21 protein-coding genes are annotated in these 19,072 nt (G+C 60.1%); 9 read left to right on the top strand and 12 right to left on the bottom strand.

Going from position 1 to position 19,072, the window contains the following annotated elements:
- Positions 1-21 precede the first annotated feature (21 nt).
- The 4 genes from mctP to ACIQJ2_RS15770 all read right to left on the bottom strand — a co-directional run bounded on the left by mctP (position 22) and on the right by ACIQJ2_RS15770 (position 3,664).
- Entirely contained in the window at positions 22-1,497 is a 1,476-nt protein-coding gene (gene mctP, locus ACIQJ2_RS15785; protein ID WP_199149241.1) for a monocarboxylate uptake permease MctP, read from the bottom strand.
- Positions 1,487-1,684, bottom strand: coding sequence for a DUF3311 domain-containing protein (locus tag ACIQJ2_RS15780; protein ID WP_199149240.1), 198 nt, complete (start codon positions 1,682-1,684; stop codon positions 1,487-1,489). The genes mctP and ACIQJ2_RS15780 overlap by 11 nt, the downstream gene beginning before the upstream one ends.
- A 132-nt stretch (positions 1,685-1,816) precedes the next feature.
- Entirely contained in the window at positions 1,817-2,800 is a 984-nt protein-coding gene (locus tag ACIQJ2_RS15775; RefSeq protein ID WP_400667632.1) for a bifunctional riboflavin kinase/FAD synthetase, read from the bottom strand.
- Positions 2,801-2,815: 15 nt separating this feature from the next.
- Complete coding sequence (locus ACIQJ2_RS15770; protein ID WP_400667633.1) at positions 2,816-3,664, bottom strand: TIGR01459 family HAD-type hydrolase; 849 nt, start codon at positions 3,662-3,664, stop codon at positions 2,816-2,818.
- A gap of 424 nt (positions 3,665-4,088) precedes the next feature.
- On the opposite strand from ACIQJ2_RS15770, the gene groES reads away from it, so the two are divergent.
- The 3 genes from groES to ACIQJ2_RS15755 all read left to right on the top strand — a co-directional run bounded on the left by groES (position 4,089) and on the right by ACIQJ2_RS15755 (position 7,134).
- Positions 4,089-4,382: a co-chaperone GroES gene (groES, locus tag ACIQJ2_RS15765; RefSeq protein ID WP_034488329.1), complete on the top strand. Its 294-nt coding sequence runs from the start codon at positions 4,089-4,091 to the stop codon at positions 4,380-4,382.
- Positions 4,383-4,458: 76 nt separating this feature from the next.
- Positions 4,459-6,099 (top strand): chaperonin GroEL, encoded by a 1,641-nt coding sequence (groL, locus tag ACIQJ2_RS15760; protein WP_199088024.1) that lies wholly within the window; start codon positions 4,459-4,461, stop codon positions 6,097-6,099.
- 588 nt (positions 6,100-6,687) lie between these two features.
- Entirely contained in the window at positions 6,688-7,134 is a 447-nt protein-coding gene (locus tag ACIQJ2_RS15755; protein WP_400667636.1) for a hypothetical protein, read from the top strand.
- A gap of 39 nt (positions 7,135-7,173) precedes the next feature.
- Here ACIQJ2_RS15755 and ACIQJ2_RS15750 read toward each other — a convergent pair whose 3' ends face one another.
- Positions 7,174-7,881: a glutathione binding-like protein gene (locus ACIQJ2_RS15750; RefSeq protein WP_199149237.1), complete on the bottom strand. Its 708-nt coding sequence runs from the start codon at positions 7,879-7,881 to the stop codon at positions 7,174-7,176.
- A gap of 212 nt (positions 7,882-8,093) precedes the next feature.
- Between ACIQJ2_RS15750 and ACIQJ2_RS15745 the strand changes: the two genes are divergently transcribed.
- On the top strand, positions 8,094-8,537 hold the full coding sequence (locus ACIQJ2_RS15745) for a DoxX family protein (RefSeq protein ID WP_199149236.1): 444 nt from the start codon (positions 8,094-8,096) through the stop codon (positions 8,535-8,537).
- Between the two features lie 80 nt (positions 8,538-8,617).
- Here the strand turns inward: ACIQJ2_RS15745 and hisG are convergent, their stop codons facing one another.
- Genes hisG through hisS form a run of 3 tightly spaced genes read right to left on the bottom strand, consistent with a single transcriptional unit; the run spans position 8,618 to position 11,945 of the window.
- Positions 8,618-9,313, bottom strand: coding sequence for an ATP phosphoribosyltransferase (gene hisG / locus ACIQJ2_RS15740; RefSeq protein WP_400667639.1), 696 nt, complete (start codon positions 9,311-9,313; stop codon positions 8,618-8,620).
- Complete coding sequence (locus ACIQJ2_RS15735; RefSeq protein WP_400667641.1) at positions 9,313-10,431, bottom strand: ATP phosphoribosyltransferase regulatory subunit; 1,119 nt, start codon at positions 10,429-10,431, stop codon at positions 9,313-9,315. Before ACIQJ2_RS15735 ends, hisG begins: the two co-directional genes overlap by 1 nt.
- Positions 10,431-11,945 carry a histidine--tRNA ligase gene (hisS, locus tag ACIQJ2_RS15730; RefSeq protein ID WP_400667643.1) on the bottom strand — a complete coding sequence of 505 codons (1,515 nt, stop codon included), beginning with the start codon at positions 11,943-11,945 and terminating at the stop codon, positions 10,431-10,433. The genes ACIQJ2_RS15735 and hisS overlap by 1 nt, the downstream gene beginning before the upstream one ends.
- A gap of 125 nt (positions 11,946-12,070) precedes the next feature.
- On the opposite strand from hisS, the gene ACIQJ2_RS15725 reads away from it, so the two are divergent.
- From ACIQJ2_RS15725 to ACIQJ2_RS15715, 3 genes are all read left to right on the top strand, one after another.
- On the top strand, positions 12,071-12,598 hold the full coding sequence (locus ACIQJ2_RS15725) for a 2'-5' RNA ligase family protein (RefSeq protein ID WP_400667645.1): 528 nt from the start codon (positions 12,071-12,073) through the stop codon (positions 12,596-12,598).
- Positions 12,599-12,619: 21 nt separating this feature from the next.
- Complete coding sequence (locus tag ACIQJ2_RS15720) at positions 12,620-13,045, top strand: hypothetical protein (protein WP_400667647.1); 426 nt, start codon at positions 12,620-12,622, stop codon at positions 13,043-13,045.
- A gap of 73 nt (positions 13,046-13,118) precedes the next feature.
- Positions 13,119-13,487, top strand: coding sequence for a DUF305 domain-containing protein (locus ACIQJ2_RS15715; RefSeq protein WP_400667649.1), 369 nt, complete (start codon positions 13,119-13,121; stop codon positions 13,485-13,487).
- Positions 13,488-13,639: 152 nt separating this feature from the next.
- Here ACIQJ2_RS15715 and ACIQJ2_RS15710 read toward each other — a convergent pair whose 3' ends face one another.
- The gene (locus ACIQJ2_RS15710) at positions 13,640-14,539 is read right to left on the bottom strand and encodes a LysR family transcriptional regulator (protein ID WP_199149230.1); all 900 of its coding nucleotides are present in this window, start codon (positions 14,537-14,539) and stop codon (positions 13,640-13,642) included.
- A gap of 110 nt (positions 14,540-14,649) precedes the next feature.
- On the opposite strand from ACIQJ2_RS15710, the gene ACIQJ2_RS15705 reads away from it, so the two are divergent.
- Positions 14,650-15,675 (top strand): NAD(P)-dependent alcohol dehydrogenase, encoded by a 1,026-nt coding sequence (locus ACIQJ2_RS15705; protein WP_400667651.1) that lies wholly within the window; start codon positions 14,650-14,652, stop codon positions 15,673-15,675.
- A 48-nt stretch (positions 15,676-15,723) separates the two neighbouring features.
- Here ACIQJ2_RS15705 and ACIQJ2_RS15700 read toward each other — a convergent pair whose 3' ends face one another.
- Positions 15,724-16,773: an aldo/keto reductase gene (locus ACIQJ2_RS15700; protein ID WP_400667653.1), complete on the bottom strand. Its 1,050-nt coding sequence runs from the start codon at positions 16,771-16,773 to the stop codon at positions 15,724-15,726.
- Between the two features lie 306 nt (positions 16,774-17,079).
- Between ACIQJ2_RS15700 and ACIQJ2_RS15695 the strand changes: the two genes are divergently transcribed.
- Positions 17,080-17,784 carry an HAD family hydrolase gene (locus ACIQJ2_RS15695; protein ID WP_199149227.1) on the top strand — a complete coding sequence of 235 codons (705 nt, stop codon included), beginning with the start codon at positions 17,080-17,082 and terminating at the stop codon, positions 17,782-17,784.
- A gap of 65 nt (positions 17,785-17,849) precedes the next feature.
- Here ACIQJ2_RS15695 and ACIQJ2_RS15690 read toward each other — a convergent pair whose 3' ends face one another.
- Both ACIQJ2_RS15690 and ACIQJ2_RS15685 read right to left on the bottom strand, forming a co-directional pair.
- The gene (locus ACIQJ2_RS15690; RefSeq protein WP_199149226.1) at positions 17,850-18,374 is read right to left on the bottom strand and encodes a hypothetical protein; all 525 of its coding nucleotides are present in this window, start codon (positions 18,372-18,374) and stop codon (positions 17,850-17,852) included.
- Positions 18,371-19,000, bottom strand: a complete 630-nt coding sequence (locus ACIQJ2_RS15685; RefSeq protein WP_400667656.1) for a DNA-3-methyladenine glycosylase I — start codon at positions 18,998-19,000, stop codon at positions 18,371-18,373. Before ACIQJ2_RS15685 ends, ACIQJ2_RS15690 begins: the two co-directional genes overlap by 4 nt.
- Between the last annotated feature and the right edge of the window lie 72 nt (positions 19,001-19,072).

The following is a 19,072-nucleotide window of genomic DNA, read 5'->3' as shown; positions in this document are numbered from 1 at the left end:
GGCCAATAGGCATTGTTCGTATCAGGCATGCGCCGTGGCGCGGGCCGGCATGACTGCATTGAGGATGACAGACACAACGATGTTTGCCGCCAGCGCCAGCAGGCCGGTATAGGCCGTGAAACCGGCGTCACCTAGGGGAACCATATGCAGGGGTTTCCAGCCGGCATCCCAGACGAGATAGGTGCCGCCGAAGAAGCCGACGAACCAGCCGGCCAGCAGCGCAGGCGCCCGGAACCATTTGGTATAGAGGCCGAAAACCAAAGCCGGCAGCGTCTGCAATATCCAGATGCCGCCGAGCAGCTGGAGATCGAGCGCGAACTGCGTCGGCAGGAAGATGATGACGAGAAGCGCGCCCACCTTGACGACGAGCGAGGTCATCTTGGCGACCTTCGCCTCGCCGGCATCGGAAACCTGCGGGTCGATATAGGCCTTCCAGAAATTGCGGGTGAAGAGGTTGGCAGCGCCGATGCTCATCACGGCCGCAGGGACAAGCGCGCCGATGGCGATGGCCGCGAAGGCAAAGCCCGCAAACCAGCTTGAGAACAAGTTCTGGAACAGCGCCGGAACAACATCATTCGCGCTGTCCAGCTTCAGGTTTGCCGCGTGGCCCATATAGCCGAGCAGGGCCAGCAGACCGAGCAGCAGCGTATAGGCCGGCAGCAGCACGGCATTCTTGCGGATAGTGTTGCCGCTGTTGGAGGCGAAGATGCCGGTCAGCGTATGCGGATACATGAAGGCCGCAAGCGCCGAGCCGAGCGCCAGCGTCGCATAGGCGACGTACTGGTTGCCGCCAAGCAGCAGGCTGCCGGCCCCCTTGGCTTTGAAATCCGCATCGGCCGCGGCAAAGACATTGGCGTAGCCGCCAAGCTTAGCCGGGATGAGCGCAATGGCGGCAATGACAACGATGTAGATCATGATGTCTTTGACGAAGGCGATCAGCGCCGGCGCGCGAAGGCCTGCCGAATAGGTATAAAGCGCCAGGATGATGAAGGCGACGGCGAGCGGCAGTTCGCCGTGAAGACCCAGAGCCTTGAACACAGCCGTCATGCCGACGAGCTGCAAGGCAATATAAGGCATGGTGGCGATGACGCCGGTGAGCGCAACCGCCAGTTCGAGAGCGCGAGAGCCGTATTGGCCGTGCACGACATCGCCCGCCGTGACGTAGCCATGATCCTTTGCGCGCTTCCACAGAAGCGGCATGACCATGAAGACGAAGGGATAGACAACGATCGTGTAGGGCAGCGCGAAAAAGCCGTAGGCACCGACCGTATAGACCAGGGCCGGAACGGCGATCACGGTATAAGCCGTATAGAAGTCGCCACCGACGAGGAACCAGGTGATCCAGGTGCCGAAGGTGCGGCCGCCAAGGCCCCACTCATCGATATGGGCAAGGGTCTTCGGCCTGCGCCAGCGGGCGGCCACGAAGCCCATGACGGTCACGAGCGCCAGGAAGAAGATGAAGACGGCAAGTGCTGTCGGATCAATATCAGTCGTCATGACGCATGCTCCGATAAGCGATCCACGTCAGCAGAGCGGTGATCGGCACCCAGGCCAGTTGATACCAGTAGAAGAAGGGGAAGCCGAGCAGAACCGGATCGTGAGCGTTATAAAAGGGGACCCAAAGCAAGCCTATATAGGGGATGACGAGCAGCCAGCAGGCCGCCGTTCCGAAACGTTTGTCCATTACGTGCGCCTTTCGGAAAAGGGGCGCGGCGACTCGCGCCCTGCAATATGAGCATTGCAGCATCTTCCCACCCGCTCAAGGCAAAAAGATACCGCACTGCCGCAATCCTTGCGCGCAGTCTTTACGGCTAGGTCAGGAGAAGGCGATGCAACGATCGGTATCGCTGAGCGGCTGGACGCCGGCGAGGAGTGCCCTTGCTTCCTCTTCGTCCTTGCGGATCTGCGCGACGAGCGGCTCGAGACCGTCGAATTTCAGCTCCGGGCGGAGATAGCCGAAGAAGGAAACCGAACAGATCTGGCCGTAGAGATCGCCGCTGAAATCGAAGACGAAGGTTTCGAGCAACGGCGCGCCATTGTCCGTCACCGTCGGGCGGCGGCCGTAACTGGCGACGGCATCGCGGATGACGCCGTCCTCCGCACGGAATCTTACCGCATAAATACCGGCTTTCAGCGAGACTTCCGGGGGAAGCTGCATGTTTGCCGTCGGAAAGCCGAGCGTGCGGCCGAGCTTCTCGCCGCCGATGACCGGCGCTTCGACGGTATAGCGATAACCGAGCATTCCGGCGACCTCAGCCACCTCTCCGCCAGCGAGCAACGTGCGGATGCGACTCGAGGAGACAACCTCGGCATTTTCGTCGCGGAAAGCGTCGATGAGCGTCACGCCGAAACCGTTGCGACTGCCGGCGTTCATCAGGAAGGCCGGACCACCCTGGCGATCATGGCCAAAATGGAAATCGAAGCCGGTGACGACTTCTGAAGCGTGGAGCCAATCGATCAGGATCGAATGGACGAACTCATCGGCCGATCGTTGCGAAAAACCACGGTCGAATGGATATTCGATGACGGCATTGAAGCCGAGTGCTTCCAGCAAGCGCGCCTTGAGCGGCGCCGGCGTCAGGCGGAATACGGGATGATCCGGGCGAAACACGGTGCGCGGATGCGGCTCGAACGTCAGAACGAGAGCCGGAACGCCGCGCTCCCTGGCAATCTCCAGCGCGCGATCGAGCACCGACTGATGACCGCGATGCACGCCGTCGAAATTGCCGATGGCCACGACCCCGCCCTTGAGGGCTTCAGGAAGCGGCTCGCGCGTCTCGTTGCGGTGGAAAACGGTCATCGGCTACCACTCCGGTCAGACTAGGCGCGGCATCCACCACTTCGGCGAAGCCTGCTCGCGTGCCAGAAAAGCGCCGAGAGCAGCCTCATCCGTATGCCCGTCGACCATATATTCGCGAGCGTGGATGCCATGGCTGATATAAAGAAGATCGAGACCGTAATCGAGCGCGCCGCGCACGTCGGTCGGCATGCCGTCGCCGATGGCAACCACGCGCGACATCGGGAATTCGCTCTTGACCTCGCGGGCTGCCGCAATCGCCGCATCGTAGATCGGCTGGTGCGGCTTGCCGGCGATGCGCGTCTGGCCGCCGAGGCGCTCATAATAGGCGGCCATGGCGCCGGCGCAGGGGATCATGCGGTGGCCGCGCTCGACGACCAGATCGGGGTTGGCGCAGATCAGCGGCACGTTGCGGGTGGACCAGGCCGTCAGCATATCCGTGTAATCGTCGGGCGTTTCCGTCTCGTCATCGAAGAAGCCGGTGCAGACGATGCTTTCGGCCTTGTCGGCGTCGACGCGCTCTACATCAAGCCCTTCAAGGATGCCGGTGTCGCGCTCCGGTCCGAGCAGAAACACTTTCTGCGGGCCTTCGGCAATGAGCTTGCGGGTGACGTCGCCCGAGGTAATGATGCGGTCGTAGACGCTGTCGGGCACCCCGATCGCCCGCAACTGCTCGACCACCCTCGGGGCCACGCGCGGAGAATTGGTGATGAGGACGACGGTCAGCCCTTGCTTGCGAGCCGCCTCCAGCGCGACCGAGGCTTCCTTATAGGCTGAAACACCATTGTGAAGCACGCCCCAGACATCGCAGAGCGCAACATCATAAAGTCCGCCAATCTCGCGAAAGCTTTCGATCCGTTTGCCCATGCCGTCCTCGCATTACATAAATCACGGGCTGACATCGCAAACCGGCCGGCAAATTACAAGAGCGGCATGCAAGGTTTTTGCGGCGCACAAGGCCGGGAGGCCAAGCGTTGGCAGCGTCGGCGCGTGCGCATATGATCAGCGGGAGGCATCGGCTTCAAAGCCGAGAGAAGACACTAACCCACCCTTCCGAACCAGATTGGATTGGGGTATCGCTTGCAACGGCATGCTACGCAGGACCGCCATGGGCGTTAATCATCCTCGAAACAAGCCAGACAGCGCCGTAAAAATTTCACAGTGTTGTTCTTGACTCGCCCGGTAGCCACACCTAAATCACGGTCGCTAGCACTCGCCGATGCTGAGTGCTAACAAAGCCCATACGGATCCCCCGCTGATCCGTGAAGTCATTTGATCGAGGGATTAGACAATGGCAACCAATTTCCGCCCCCTTCATGACCGCGTCGTTGTTCGTCGCGTTGAGTCCGAAGCAAAGACCAAGGGTGGTATCATCATTCCCGATACCGCCAAGGAAAAGCCGCAGGAAGGCGAAATCGTCGCTGTAGGCTCTGGCGTTCGTGATGAATCCGGCAAGGTCATCCCGCTCGACGTCAAGGCCGGCGACCGCATCCTGTTCGGCAAGTGGTCGGGCACCGAAGTCAAGCTTGATGGCGAAGACCTTCTCATCATGAAGGAAGCCGACATCATGGGCATCATCGGCTAATCCAGCCGGTTTCCCCTTTTCCGATACAGCTGACGGGCCATAAACCCGTTCAATGCGAATTCAGGAGTTTTTAGACATGGCAGCTAAAGAAGTAAAATTCGGCCGCAGCGCCCGCGAAAAGATGCTTCGTGGCGTTGATATCCTCGCTGACGCAGTGAAGGTAACGCTCGGCCCGAAGGGTCGTAACGTCGTTATCGACAAGTCCTTCGGCGCTCCGCGCATCACCAAGGACGGCGTCACCGTCGCCAAGGAAATCGAACTCGAAGACAAGTTCGAAAACATGGGCGCCCAGATGGTCCGCGAAGTTGCTTCGAAGACCAACGACATCGCCGGCGACGGCACGACCACTGCAACCGTTCTCGCCCAGGCCATCGTTCGCGAAGGCGCCAAGGCTGTTGCAGCCGGCATGAACCCGATGGACCTGAAGCGCGGCATCGACCTCGCTGTTGCTGAAGTCGTCAAGGATCTCCAGGCCAAGGCCAAGAAGATCAACACTTCGGAAGAAGTCGCACAGGTCGGCACGATCTCCGCAAACGGCGAAAAGCAGATCGGTCTCGATATTGCTGAAGCCATGCAGAAGGTCGGCAATGAAGGCGTCATCACGGTTGAAGAAGCCAAGACCGCCGAAACCGAACTCGAAGTCGTCGAAGGCATGCAGTTCGACCGTGGCTACCTCAGCCCCTACTTCGTCACCAACCCGGAAAAGATGGTCGCCGATCTCGAAGACGCGTTCATCCTGCTCCACGAGAAGAAGCTCTCGAACCTGCAGGCAATGCTTCCGGTTCTCGAAGCTGTCGTTCAGACCGGCAAGCCGCTCCTCATCATCGCTGAAGACGTCGAAGGCGAAGCTCTTGCTACGCTCGTCGTCAACAAGCTGCGCGGTGGCCTGAAGATCGCTGCCGTCAAGGCTCCTGGCTTCGGCGACCGCCGCAAGGCCATGCTGGAAGACATCGCCATCCTGACGGGCGGCACTGTCATCTCCGAAGACCTCGGCATCAAGCTCGAGTCGGTTACGCTCGACATGCTCGGCCGTTCCAAGAAGGTTTCGATCTCCAAGGAAAACACCACGATCGTCGACGGCGCTGGCGCCAAGTCCGACATCGAAGGCCGCGTTGCCCAGATCAAGGCTCAGATCGAAGAAACCACCTCTGACTACGACCGCGAAAAGCTGCAGGAACGTCTTGCCAAGCTCGCTGGCGGCGTTGCCGTTATCCGCGTTGGCGGCTCGACGGAAGTTGAAGTCAAGGAAAAGAAGGACCGCATCGACGACGCTCTCAACGCGACGCGCGCTGCTGTTCAGGAAGGCATCGTACCGGGCGGCGGCACGGCTCTGCTGCGCTCCTCCGTCAAGATCACCGTAAAGGGTGAAAACGACGATCAGGAGGCCGGCGTCAACATCGTTCGCCGCGCTCTGCAGGCTCCTTGCCGCCAGATCGCTGAAAACGCTGGTGATGAAGCCTCCATCGTTGTCGGCAAGATCCTCGACAAGAACGAAGACAACTTCGGCTACAACGCTCAGACGGGCGTCTACGGCGACATGATCGCCATGGGCATCGTCGACCCGGTCAAGGTCGTTCGCACGGCTCTGCAGGACGCAGCTTCGGTTGCTTCGCTGCTGATCACCACCGAAGCCATGATCGCTGAGCTGCCGAAGAAGGATGCCCCTGCTGGCATGCCGGGCGGCATGGGCGGCATGGGCGGCATGGACATGATGTGATAAGGCCAACGGCCTAATCACAGGAATGTTCATAAAGCTTCGCCCATGCACTTTTAGTGCTTCAGGCCGCCAAGCGGCCTGAAGTGGCGGCATGGACATGATGTGATAAGGTCTTAGCCTTATTGCGACTGTTCAATCCGACATCCGGAATTGACGAAGGGCGGCTCTCGGGCCGCCCTTTTTGCTGTGTCAAAGCGACACGCTCCCAAGCCCGGGAGCCCCTCCGGCAATGCAATTTTATGCAACCTGCCCATTGCCGTTCTAGAAAAAGCCCCTATAACTCGCGGCGCAGCGATTTTGGAGAGTAAGCTGCGATGCACGAAAATTTTACTGATTTTGGACAGGATTAACCCGAGACTTGGCTTGGCCATGACCTTCGAGGTTGGATTCGTCCAAATTTATTACTTGAAAACGACTTCGCAGGTCGGTTCGCCATCCGGAAACATTGTTGAAAGACGACAATAGCGGGGGTGCGGCTCTGTTTTCTTCATAGCGGATGCAGCAGGCGGTCAGACCGTCCATCCGGCCGCATATGGAAATTCAAACGAAGTGCGCAGGGGCCTATGCGCCCAAGTGGTGGGGATCAGCTTGTTCAAAATTGCCAAAGCAAATTTTGCCGCGCCGTTCGCGCCCGGTTCGCTGGCGTTTGACAGCCAAGATCCCAATCTCCTCGCGCAGTTCTGCGTTTCCGAAGGCTGGACGGGTGACCTGTCGAGCGGCCTCATCAAGCTCGGGCAATGGAGCACCATGCTGCACGGGCTGAGCTCCTCGGAATGCGGCCTCCTGAGCCTGATGCATTGCTATGACGGGCAGGATCGCGTTCGCATCCTCGATCTTTTCGAACAGGCCGCAACCGCTACATCTTCCTTTTGCTATTCCACCACGGCCCTCGGCACCAACGGTCACCGCCAGCCGATCTTCTGCGTTGGCGAGTCCATTGCCGCAGACGAACATCATGCCGGCAGCATGGTCGGCATCTTTCTGTTTCCGCGCTTCAAGCTGGAGCCGGGCAGCCAATTGGCAACCCGGCAATAAGTTTGAGCGCAAGGGCACCCGCCCCAGCGCCAGATATCATCAATCGCGTTTCGGAACGTTCAGGCCGCGCTGGCTTGCGGGACGCGCAAGCGCGCGCTCCAGCCAGGCCATGACTGCGGGGAAGCTTTCAAGTTCGAGCACCTCGCGGCCGCCATAGAAAACGTCGACGCCGCGCACCCATGGAAATGTCGTGATATCGGCGATGGTATATTCATCGCCCATGATCCATTCACGTCCCTGCAGGCGAGCTTCGAGAACGCCGAGGAGTCGTTTTGCCTCGTCACGATAGCGCTCGACGGGATAGGAGTTGTTGGCGACCTTGTCGGCGGCGAATTTGAAGAAGTGACCGAACTGGCCGAACATCGGGCCGACGCCGGCCATCTGGAAAAAGACCCATTCCAGCATCTCATAGCGCGCGGCGGCATCGCCCGGAATGAGCTTGCCGGTCTTTTCAGCGAGATAGACCAGGATAGCGCCGGATTCGAAAAGGCCGATCGGCTTGCCGTCCGGGCCATTGGGATCAATGATCGCCGGGATTCGGCCGTTCGGATTGAGCGACAGGAACTCCGGCGACTTCTGGTCATTGGTGCCAAAGGAAATCAGATGCGGCTCGTAGGGCAGCTCCAGTTCCTCGAGGGCGATGGAAACCTTGACGCCGTTCGGCGTCGGTAACGAGTAGAGCTGAATAATATCCGGATTGCTGGCGGGCCAGCGCTTCGTAATTGGAAATGACGAGAGATCAGCCATGAGATCTTGCTCCTTAAGACTATGATTTAGCGATGAATCGACGCCAACATAGCCGATACCGCGCGTATGGAAAGGGGCTGCGAGCAGCCATTGTTCAATGATTGTGAACTAATTGTCCGCAGTTGTTTATCTTTCCAGCCTCCAAAAAATCACGGATATCTGTGGCCCGAAATTGTCGCCATCGAACTGAAACGCTTTTACCGGAGACTGTCATGTCCAATACCAACAACGTCATCATTCTCGTGGCGCGCATCCTGCTCGCCTTCATGTTCATCTTCGCCGGCTTCGGCAAGCTGACCGATCCGGCAGGCACGGCCGGCATGATCGCCGGCGCCGGAATGCCCTACGCAACCCTTCTCACCTACCTCGCCGGCGCTTTTGAATTCGTCACCGGCGTATGCGTACTGATCGGCTTCCAGATCCGCATCGTCGGCTGGCTGCTCGCCGCATTCTGCGTTTTCACCGGCATCGTCTTCCATCTGGGCACGGTCAACGTTCCGGATTTCCCGGCTGCCGCCAACGGCTGGATCAACGGCCTGAACTTCGTGAACTTCCTGAAGAACATCACGCTGGCAGGCGCCTACATCATGCTCGCCACCAATGGCGCCGGCGTCTACTCGGTCGATGCCCGCCGCGGTGCCTACGCAGCCGCCTGATTGCCGCATACTTCCCAAGACACAAAAGCCCGCCTGGAATATCCAGGCGGGCTTTTTTGCGTGAACAGGAAATGGGGAAACTAGAGCGCGCTGCGTACGGCCGCGATGATGCGCTGAACCATCGGATCGCCCTCGTGGCTTTCCTTGCGGGCGCGAACGAGGCAGGCTTCCGAGCGCAGGATGATGCCATCGGACAGGATCTTCAGGTGATTGGCCCGCAGGGTCGAGCCGGTCGAAGTAATGTCGACGATGATATCGGCAGAGCCAGCGGCCGGCGCACCCTCCGTTGCGCCGAGGCTTTCGACGATGCGGTAAAGCTGGATGCCATGCTGGCTCGAAAAGAACTGCTGCGTCAGCCGCCAGTATTTCGTCGCGACCGTCAGCCTGTGGCCGTGACGAGTACGGAAATCGGCGGCAACATCGCCGAGATCGGCCATGGTATCGACATCGAGCCAGATCTCCGGCACCGCGACCACGACATCGGCGTGACCGAAACCAAGCCTCGCACAGAACTCGACGCGGCGATCGGCTTCCGCCATACCCTCACGAACGAGATCCTCACCGGTAATCCCGAAATCGACGCTGCCATTGCCAATCTCACGGGAGATTTCCGAAGCAGACAAGAAGGCGATTTCAACACCATCCCAGCCATCGACCCGGCCGCGATAGGAGCGGTCGTTGCCGACGGCGACGATGGGCATGCCGGCGCGCTCGAAAACAGCCGAGCAATCGTCCTTCATGCGGCCCTTGGAGGGAAGCGCAATGGTAATGGTCATCAGGCTGCCCTCGCGGTTTCGATGCGATCGAGCCAAAGCGCGAAGCCGACCGCCGGAATATGATCCCTGGCGCCGAGAAGGGTCATCAGCCGATCGAAACGGCCACCACCAGCCAGCACCGCGCTCGATCCCTGCACCGTCACTTCGAAGACGAGGCCGGTATAGTAGTCGAGGGGGCGGCCGAAGGCGGCGCGGTAGTCTATCTTCGCGGCATCGACGCCGGTCTTGGCCAATGCAGCGACGCGGGCATCGAAGCTTTCCAACGCCTTGCCCAGCTTCAGGCCTGCTGCATCGGCAAAGCCTGCCAGTGCGGCAGAGGCGTCCGCCAGCGGCACGCTCAGGGACAGGAACTCTTCCAGGACGAGGAATGCGGCATCGTCGAGCCGGGTTTCCGACAACACCAGCTTCTCGCGAAGCCGGCGAGCGATTTCCAGCGGCGAGCGGCTGGCATTGGTAGAATAGCCGGTCGCCTGCATGGTGGCATCGATATGCTTGACCAGCCCCTGCTCGTCGCCGCGATTAAGGAAATCGAGCACATGCGCATCGAGCCCGGTAACAGGCTGCGGACTTGCCAGACGCGCCAGCAGCGTTTCGAGCTGCATCATGTTGCCGAAGGCATGAATCAGACGCTTCTGCCAGCCCGTGGGCAGGCCGAGCGCCTGCACCACGGCCTCGAACACAGCCTGATCGCCAAGCGTTACCGAGAGCGGCTTGCCGGGAACCAGACGGCTTAGAATGCCGATGGCATCGCCAATGGCACGGGCATCGGCGCTGGCCGTATCGCCGTCACCCAGATCCTCGATGCCGGCCTGATAGAACTCATGGCCGCCTTCGCGGCGCTGGCGAAAGATCTCTCCGAGGTAGGAATACCGCTTAGGCGTGCCGGTCGCGGTTTCGATATGGCGCAGGCAGACCGGAATGGTGAACTCCGGGCGCAGGCAAAGGCTGACGCCGGTTTCGCTCTCTGTCATGAAGATGCGCCGGCGAAGATCTTCGCCCGCCATGTCTAGAAAGGGCTCGGCCGGCTGGATGATCGGCGTATCCACCCGCTCCGTCCCGCGAACGGTGAATTCATCCAGCAGATCGCCGGCAAAATCCGGGAGGTTGATCAGGGGCATCAGCCCGCCCTCTTCCTGTCTTCCGCGTGCGCCGCCAATATTTCCTGCACCTTGGCGATAAGCTCGGCTTCCGGCACGGTTTCCTGTGCCACGCGAGCCTCGCGCCAGCTGGCATTGTCCTCGATCTCGCCGGAGAGGCGCTTACCTTCGATCAGATCCTTGATCTGGACGACGCCTTGAGCGCGCTCGTCCCCACCCTGGATGATGGCGATCGGGCAGCCGCGACGATCGGCATATTTCAGCTGGTTGCCGAACTTCTTCCAGTTGCCCTGGAACATCTCGGCGCGGATGCCGGCGGCACGCAGCTGCTGCGTGAAGCGCTGATAGCGTCCCATGGCATCGACATCGCCATCCATGACCGTGACAAGCACAGGCTCGATCACTTCTTCGGTGCCAAGCTTGCCGAGGTTCTTCAGCGCGGTCATCAAGCGAGAAACACCGATGGAGAAGCCTGTCGCCGGAACCGGCTGCCCCATGAAGCGCGAGACAAGTCCGTCATAACGGCCGCCGCCGCCGACCGAACCGAAAACGACCTTTTCGCCCTTCTCGTTGGTGACGTCGAACAGCAGTTCGGCTTCGTAGACCGGACCGGTGTAATATTCGAGGCCGCGAACGACGGATGGATCGATCTTGATGCGATCGGACTGATAGCCGGCGCTGGTGACGAGGCTGCCGATGAAATTCAGCTCGTCGACGCCCTCGACGCCGTTGGACGTGCCGGCAACAAGCTCGGCAAGCTGAACAGCGCTTTCGGCATAGTCCTTGATGCCGACGAAGAAGAGCACCTTCTCGATCTGATCGGCATTGAGGCCGGCACCCTTGGTGAAGTCGCCGGACTCGTCCCTGCGGCCGGGGCCGAGAAGCAGCGCCACGCCTTCGGGGCCGAATTTATCGAGCTTATCGATGGCGCGCAGTACGTTCAGGCGCTGGCCGGCCTTGTCGTCGCCGCCGAGACCGATCGCTTCCAGCACGCCGTCGAGAACCTTGCGGTTGTTGACGCGGATCACGTAGTCGCCGCGCTTGATGCCGAGCGCTTCCAGCGTATCTGCCATCATCATGCACATCTCGGCATCCGCCTGCACGCCCGGCGCGCCGACAGTATCGGCATCGAACTGCATGAACTGACGGAAGCGACCCGGGCCCGGCTTCTCGTTGCGGAAGACATAGCCGGCGCGATAGGTACGGTAGGGAAGCTGGATCTCGTTGAAATTCTCGGCGACATGACGGGCGAGAGGCGCCGTCAGGTCGTAGCGCAGCGACATCCACTGCTCATCGTCATCCTGGAGCGAGAACACGCCTTCGTTCGGCCGGTCGCTGTCTGGCAGGAACTTGCCGAGCGCATCGGTATATTCAAACAGCGGTGTTTCAACGGGATCGAAGCCATAATGCTCATAAACCGCCCGGATCTTGGAGGTCATCTCGTTGACGGCGCGAATGTCGCTGGCCGAACGATCGACAAAGCCACGCGGCAGGCGGGCCTTGAGCTTCTGCGGTTTCTTCTGTTTGTCGCTCATATCTAAGGTAATCCGGTACGGGAACAGTGGCGGTTAACTAGCGGATTGGGCTGAATGCGGCAAGGATTGTTATATGTTAGCGCCGTACAAACTGGCAAAAAACCAGAGAAGGCGACATAGATACCATGCCACATGCGATCGTCCTGAAATGCGCCAATGACAGCGCCGCCCCGGTTTTGGATCTCTGGCGCGAGGCAAGCCGGTTCGAAACCACCCCGTCGATGGAGGCGCTGAACTATCCGTCGCATCTGACGCTTGCCGTTTATCAGGACATCGAGATGTCGTCGCTTGTTGCAGCCGTTCAGAAAATCTTCGGCAGCATGCCGCCCGTGTCGATCGAATTCTCCGGTATCGGCCATTTTCCGAACGAGATGCTGGTGCTTTGGGCGCGCCCTGCCGATGACCGGGCCTTGAGGAAAATACATGCCGCCATTCATGAGGAGATCGATCCCGCCCTTTGCCACGAGCATTCCCGCCCGGATCGTTGGCAGCCGCATTGCACCATTGCGATGAAAATTCCCGCAAGCGCGGCTGACCAGGCGCTGGCATGGGCGACGTCGACTTCAGCTCGATTTACGCTCACCTTCGACGTGGTCGACTGCATAAGCTTTCCGCCCGTCGAAATCCTGAGAGAAGTCAAACTGCTGCCTTGATCCGCTTTCAATGTTTGGACGATGCAATTTGCGCTTGCCTTCGCGGCGACCGCGGCTAGGTTCATGGGCATGCGGTTCTTTGCGATCCTGACGATGGTAATTGCCTGGCTGTTCTATGGTGCCATGCCGGCGCTGGCGAACTGTCCTGTTTGCGATTCCGTCACGGCCATGCCCGTCGCGTCGACCATGAGCATGCATGGCGGAATGGCCGACATGTCTGGCATGACGGGCCATGGCGACATGATGCAGCATCAAGAGAAGAAGCCGGAAAACCCTTGCGCGGGCGGCATGGCGCATGTGGCGTCCTGTGCCGCCTGTCTTGCCCTGACGCCAGCCCTTGCGGCTCAAGGCGGCAAGCATGTGTTCTCCTATCCGGTACCGCCGCTTGGCCGGCGGCTGGTCGGTTCCCGCCCGGAGCCGATGGCGCCGCCTCCCCGTTTCGTCTGACGATCCTCTGTTTTATCGCAGGAGCGGCTTTCCGCTCACATTCAGACACCGTCCAGAAACGGAAAGAACACCTATGTCTATCTCAAGAACTCTTATCCTCGCCGGTGCGTTTGCCTTCGCGCTCAGCCTCACTGTCTTCGCCGACGATATGTCGGGCATGGATATGAGCAAGCCGATGGGCGACCAGGGCGCATCCAGCAAGGCCTATAACGACGCGATGGGCAAGATGCACAAGGACATGATGATCACCTATAGCGGCGATGCCGATGCGGATTTCGTCCGCGGCATGATCCCGCATCATCAGGGCGCGATCGACATGGCGAAGATCGAGCTGAAATACGGAAAGGATCCCGAGCTGCGCAAGCTGGCGGAAACGGTCGTCACCGCGCAGGAAGCCGAGATCAAGGAAATGAAAGCCTGGCTGAAGAAGCACGGCAAGTAACTCATCGAAGACGGGAGGCGGCGGACACGTGCCGCCGCCTTCTTGCCCCCTAGAGCGCTTCCGCTTTTCTTAGAATCGCGGAAGCGCTCTAGCTTCTTGTTTTCTCTCGCATTCCGAACGGAAAACCGCTGCGCACTTTTCCTGGAAATGCTCTAATCCATGACGGCGGGCAGCCGTGCAGCGAGCAGATCGATGATCGCGCGCATCTTCAGCGGCAGCTGCGGCACCTGTGGCCAGACAGCGTAGATGTTGACCGGCCGGCTCGTGACAGGCAGAACCTGCGCCAGCCTCCCGGAATGCACGTAGTCCCGTACAAGCCAGCAGGGTAGCCACGTGATCCCCATCCCCGACGCAGCCGCATCCGCAATCACCTCCAAATCATCGAGACGCAGCCGTGTCTGCGGAAAGTAGTCGATGGCCGTGCCGTCACTCTGAAGAAGGGTCCATTTCTTCGTCTCCCCGGCTCTGGCGTAGACGGCCAGGTCATGATCCCCGAGATCGGCAACCGACTGCGGCATACCTCTTGCGGCAAGATAGTCCGGCGATGCGCAGAGCGTCATGCCATGAAAGGCGATCTTGCGGGCAGCAAGGCCGGCTTCATCGCGCAGAACGCCGTTGCGGATGGCAAGGTCAAATCCCTCATCGAAAAGATCGACCACGCGATCGCTGAAAGAAAGATCGAGTTCCAGCTTGGGATGCATGCGAGCAAGCTCAAGCAGCAATGGCGCAAGGCAGCGGCGACCGAAAAGCACCGGCATGGAAATGCGCACGCGCCCCGTGACCTCGCGCCTGCCTGATTCCAGCATGGCCTCACCCGACTGTATCTCGTCCATCGCCCGGCGGCAGCGCTCGTAGAAGGCCTGGCCTTCATCGGTCAGGCTCTGCATGCGGGTGGTGCGATGAAACAGCCGCGTGTTCAAGCGCCTTTCGAGCCTTGCAATGGTCTTGCCGATCGCCGAGCGCGACAAATTCATGCGTGTCGCTGCCGCCGAAAAGCCACCGGCTTCGACCGCCTCCACAAATTCCGGAATGCCGTTGAGCATGTCGTTCATGATGATTGCTTCCTATGAGGAACCAGTAAGCGGAAATAATATCGCCACTGGCGACTAACAAGCAACGATATAGTCACGTCATTGCTTTCAATTCCTCTCAGGAGAACGTGATGACGCAGACCATGAAGCGCTGGACCCTCGACACGATTGCCGTCGGCGCGCCCTTGAATCTCACGGAAACGGCTGTCCCCAAGCCTGCGCGCGGCGAAGTGCTCGTGCGGGTGAAGGCCGTTTCGCTGAACTATCGCGACAAGCTCGTTCGCGAGACCGGCATGGGCCTGCCGATCCAGTTTCCCTTCGTACCCGCCTCCGACATGTCGGGGGTGGTCGAGGCGGTTGGAGACGATGTCACGAGATTCTCAGCCGGCGACCGGGTCATTTCGACCTTCCATCCAGGCTGGATCGACGGCAAGCCGCTCGGCGATGCCCGCAATCCTCCCTACAAGACGCTTGGCGGCTTTTATGCCGGCGTGCTCTCCGAATATATATCCGTGTCGCAGGACTGGCTCGTATCGGCGCCAAAGAGCCTCGATCATGCCGAGGCGAGCACCTTGCCCTGTGCAGGCCTGACGGCATGGTTTGCCCTGGTGGAGCGCGGCAAGATCAAGCCCGGCGATCGTGTCCTGGCGCAGGGAACGGGCGGCGTGGCGCTGTTCGGCCTGCAGATCGCCGCCGCGCAAGGGGCCGAGGTCTTCGTAACCTCATCAGGGCCTGAAAAGCTCGCACGGGCAAAGGCGCTTGGAGCCCATCACGGCATCGACCGCAACACGAGCGATTGGGTGGAAGAGGTCTATCGCCTCACCGACGATCAGGGCATCGATCACATCATCGAAATTGCCGGCGGCCCGAACTTCGCGCAATCGCTGAAGGCGGTGGCGCCGCATGGCCGGATTTCCGTCATCGGTGTTCTCGAGGGGTTTGATATCACCGGGCCGGTAGCACCGCTGCTGTTGAAATCTCCTGTCGTGCAGGGCATCGGCGTCGGCCACCGACGCGCGCTGGAAGACTTCGTGTATGCAGTCGACAGCATTGGCCTGAAGCCGGTCATCGACCATCGCTATGCGCTTGGCGAAGTTCCGGCAGCCTTCGACCATCTCGATCGTGGCCCATTCGGCAAGATCGTCATCGAGCTGTAATCGCCACCGGGCCGCCACGAAAAATGGCGGCCCGGTTTCTTCATGACATCAGGCCTTCGGCTCGAAGGGCTGCGGCACGCGCAGCGCGCCCTGACGGGCGAGCATCCAGGCTGGATATTCGGGCGCAAGCGCACTGACTGCGTCGAGCTTTGTCATATCGTCGGCGTCGAGCTTCAGCTTGACGGCAGCGAGATTCTGATCGAGCTGGTCGAGACGCTTGGCGCCGATGATAATGCTGGTGACGAAGGGCTTCGCCAGGATCCAGGCAAGCGCCACCGTGGCGACGCTGGAACCGTGCTTATCCGCCACTTCGCGCATGGCGGCGACGCAGGCCCAGGCTCGGTCCTTGTCGACAGGCGGAAAGTCGAAATTCGCGCGGCGCCCCTCGCCATTGCCCGGAGCACCCGGACCGTATTTGCCCGAGAGCAAGCCTCCGGCGAGCGGCGACCAGACCATCAGCCCCAGCTTTTCCTCCGCCATCAGCGGCACAATCTCGCGCTCCAGATCGCGGCCGGCGATGGAGTAATAGGCCTGCACGGTTTCAAAACGGGCGAAGCCGCGGCGCTCCGAAATGCCGAGCGCCTTGGCGATGCGCCAGGCCTGCCAGTTGGACACGCCGACATAGCGAACCAGACCGCGGGATACGAGATCATCCAACGCGCGGAGCGTCTCGTCGATGGGAGTGACCGAATCCGTGGCGTGGATCTGATAGAGGTCGATGTGATCGGTCTGCAAACGGTCGAGGCTGGCCTGCACGGAATCCATGATATGGCCGCGCGAGGCACCGCGATCGTTCGGCTTGTCGCCCATGACGCCATAGACCTTGGTGGCGATGACGACGTCCTTGCGGGGAACATTGAGGTTCTTCAGTGCCTGCCCGAGCAGTTTTTCCGAATTGCCGAACGAATAGACGTCGGCCGTGTCGATGAAGTTGATGCCGGCGGCGAGCGAGTTTTCGACGATCTTGTCGGCCAGTCCCTGGTCGACATCGGCGATCGAACCCCAGCTGCTGTTGGGATTGGCTTCGCCGAAGGTCATCGTGCCCAAGCAAAGTTCGGAGACGAACAGGCCGGTATTGCCGAGTTGATTGTAACGCATAGGAGAAAATTCCCTTGTGGTCAGCCGGAAGATGCTTCCGGCCGGTGGACTCTTATTCTCTTGGCTATGATTTGGCCTCGGCATTGCAGCAGCCCTTATGGTGCTGCCCTGGAGAGGTCAGAAGACGGTCGTCGATGCACGGCTCTGGCTCCGCGGCGATCGAGACAACAACGACATAATGCACCGAAATCCGATTTCAACGCGAGACCTGCGCACGATCACGATGCGGTTACCGCCACTTACTCTTGCTTCCCCGCCAACGGAGGATAGACTCCAGCCCTCACCCTTATGCGGAACGCAAGTACCATGACGCAACGTCCACTGACCACGATCGGCTTCGATGCCGACGACACGCTCTGGCAGAACGAACAGTTCTATCGGCTGACGGAAGTGCAGTTCACCGACCTGCTGGCCGATCATGCCGATAGCGGCCATATCTCGGCGCGGCTGCTCGAAGCGGAAAAACGCAATCTGCGGCACTATGGGTTCGGCATCAAAGGTTTCACGCTGTCGATGATCGAAACGGCCATCGAGATTACTGAAGGCGATGTGCCGGCCTCCGTCATCGCGCGGATCCTCGATATCGGCCGCGACCTTCTCGCGCATCCCGTCGAGACGCTGCCGCATGTGCGCCAAACGCTGGAGGCCTTGTCGGGCAGCTATCTGCTTGTCTTGATTACCAAGGGCGACCTGTTCGACCAGGAGCGCAAGCTTGCCCAATCCGGGCTCGGCGAGCTCTTCGATGCGATTGAAATCGTCTCCGACAAGAACGCCTCGACCTATCGCCGCATCTTTTCCAAGGTCGGCGACGGCCCGGAGCGGGCGATGATGATCGGCAACTCGCTGAAATCGGACATCGTGCCTGCGCTTGCAGCCGGCAGCTACGGCGTCTTCGTGCCACACGAACTCACCTGGGCCTTCGAACATGTCGAGGAGCCAACGGAAGCACCGCGCTTTCGCAAGATCGGCCATCTAGGGGAACTGCCCGAGATCATTCAGGGGCTGTCCTGAGCTTCCGAGCCGCTGCCATAAACAAATCCGAACGGCAAGTCGGGACGGGCTTTCTCTGAAGCGGCTTACTGTCCCTGCTTGGAGCGTGGCGGGAACAGCATCGGTCCCTGATCCTTCTGCTGGTCTGCGGGCGTCTGCTGCGCGGCCGGCGGATTGGGATCGATCAGGATTTCATAGGGTGCGCCGAGACCACGACGACGGGTGACACGCGAATAGTATGGTTTGATCAACCAGGTCGTGTCCTGATTGACGGTCACGTCGGCGGTGTTTCCATCCTCATCCGTGCCGAAGAAGGACTCGTCATCATTCGAGGATAGGTCGAAGATTGCCATGAAGGTATATTTGCTCTTCGAGCTGAAGGTGACCCGCACGTGCTGGCCTTTCTTCAGCGGTAGCGTGTAGACCTTGCCCTTGCCGAACTTCGTCCAGCCCGTCAACTTTTCCAGCACGGCCGGAAAGCCGAGCTTTTCGATCTTCTCACCGCGATCGAGCTGCGGCAGCTGTTGTTGAGTGTCGCTTTGAGCCCGGGCGGCAGTACCGCCGAAGAATGCGAGCACCGCCAGGGACATGCCGAGAAATGCGCCCCTCATGGCCGCACCAATTCGCAGCGCATCGCCTCGACCTCTTTCCGGCAATAGCAGCCTTCAATGTGATCATTGACGAGGCCCATCGCTTGCATGAAGGCATAGACGGTGGTCGGGCCGACGAAGGTCCAGCCGCGCTTCTTCAAATCCTTCGAAATTCGAACGGAGGCAGGCGTCGTCGGATTGGCGCGAAGATGCGCAAGGTCGAAGACTTCGGGACGCTCGACGGCACCCGGCTCATGGCTCCAGAAATAGCGCGCCAGCGATCCGAATTCCGAACGCAGCTCAATGGCGCGATTGGCATTGTTGATGGTGGAGACGATCTTGCCGCGGTGGCGGATGATGCCGGCATCTGTGACGCAGCGCTCGATATCGGCATCATCGAATTTCGCAACCTTGTCGAAATCGAAGCCTGCGAAAGCGGCGCGGAAATTCTCTCGCTTGCGCAGGATCGTCAGCCAGGAGAGACCGGACTGGAAGCCTTCCAGGCAGATCTTTTCGAAGAGCCTGATGTCGTTGACAACGGGGCGTCCCCATTCCTCATCGTGATATCGCTGATATTCCGGCAGGTTGCCGTGCCAGAAGCAACGGTCCTTGCCGTCTTCGCCGGTGATGATGCCCGTTTCGGCCATTTTCGCGATTCGTCCCCTATTTCAGCGTGCGCTACCGGAAACCGGTATGCCAGTATCGGATAAAACCAGATC

The organism is Rhizobium sp. NPDC092011, assembly GCF_044756305.1.
Classification (GTDB): domain Bacteria; phylum Pseudomonadota; class Alphaproteobacteria; order Rhizobiales; family Rhizobiaceae; genus Rhizobium.
This window is presented reverse-complemented; position numbering and strand designations above follow the sequence as displayed.